Source organism: Pseudoalteromonas luteoviolacea (genome assembly GCF_021654285.1).
Classification (GTDB): domain Bacteria; phylum Pseudomonadota; class Gammaproteobacteria; order Enterobacterales; family Alteromonadaceae; genus Pseudoalteromonas; species Pseudoalteromonas luteoviolacea_J.
This window is the reverse complement of the sequence record NZ_JAKFZS010000079.1, coordinates 1-1,556: the sequence shown is the minus strand read 5'-3', so window position 1 is coordinate 1,556 and position 1,556 is coordinate 1. Positions and strand designations below refer to the sequence as shown.

Genomic DNA, 1,556 nt, shown 5'->3' with positions numbered 1-1,556 from the left:
CTAATCAACTAGCTCATTATCTACGCGAAGTTCATTTGGTGGGTCCTGATGTACTTGTAGGGCTGTGTATAGAGCGCAGTTTTGACATGTTTGTGGCCATTTTAGGCATTTTAAAAGCAGGCGGTGCTTATGTGCCACTAGACCCCAATTACCCAACGAGTCGTCTTGAGTATATGGCGTCTGATGCTAAGTTAGCGCTTGTGATGAGTTCTTCTTCAGTGGCTTCACGGTTACCAAAGGGAGACTACACGAGTGTATTGTTGGATGATGCCGACTTAATATCTGAGCTTGCGTTACAAAGTGACATTTGTATAAGTGACGATCAGACTGGAATGATGAGTGATAGTCTCGCCTATGTGATTTACACATCAGGCTCAACAGGGCAACCCAAGGGGGTCATGCTAGAGCATCGAGGGGCAGTGAATATGACGCTAGCGCAGCAGCAATTATTTGCAGTGCAGCTAGATAGTCGCGTGCTTCAATTTGCGTCAATGAGCTTCGATGCCAGCGTATCTGAGTGGATGATGGCTTTACTCAGTGGCGCAAGTCTTCATTTGGTAAGCGATGAAGTTAAAGCGTCTCCTGAATTGTTGTTAGATTATCTACAACAAGAGGGCATAACCCATGCGACCTTACCACCTGCTTATTTTCGTCATTTCGATACTAAAGCGCAGCTTCCATTACAGTGCCTCATTTTGGCAGGAGAAGATTTTGAACTCGATGTTGTGGCGCCATGGTTGGACAAAGTACATATTTTCAATGCATATGGACCGTCAGAAGGAACAGTTTGTGCGACAGTAAAAGCCCTTCATAAAGAGCACAAAGTACTAGGAATTGGTCACCCCATCGCAAATGTGCAAGTTTATGTATTAGATGAACAACAGCAGTTGTTGCCACAGGGAGTGGCTGGGGAGTTGTATATTGGAGGTGTAGGCTTAGCTAGGGGCTATCTAAACAAACCAGAACTGACTGCATCGAAATTTATAGATAATCCATTTTATGATGCATCTTCAACCAACAGCAGCCCTCGCTTATATCGCACCGGTGATATAGTCCGCTTTTTAGCCGATGGTAATCTGGCTTTTATCGGCCGTGTTGATGATCAAGTTAACATTCGCGGTTTCCGTATTGAATTGGACGAAGTAACGTGTCGCTTGAACCAATGTGATAGTGTTCATAGTGCGTTGGTTTTAGCGCATGGGCAATCCATAGAGCAGCAGTTGGTTGCTTATGTCAAACCACAAAAGACAGAGACTGGCAATAAATGGCTGCTAGATATAAAAACTTATCTCAACGAGAAACTGCCAAATTACATGGTCCCTTCGGTGGTGTTACCAGTAGATGAATGGCCTCTAACAGCAAATGGTAAAATAGACCACAATAGCTTACCAACATTAGAGTCAAGACATTTAGAGGGACATTATGTCCCACCCGAAACAGATACCCAAAAAGTGTTGGTAACAATCTGGGCTGACTTACTGAAACTCGACCCTAGCAGCATTAGTATTACGGCCAATTTCTTTGAACTTGGTGGCCATTCTCTGTTAAGCGTGCGC

1 protein-coding gene is annotated in these 1,556 nt (G+C 44.2%); it reads left to right on the top strand.

Features of this window, described 5'->3' with window-relative positions:
- The coding region (locus tag L1077_RS27070; RefSeq protein ID WP_237139870.1) for a non-ribosomal peptide synthetase at nucleotides 1-1,556 on the top strand (1,556 nt) is incomplete at both ends.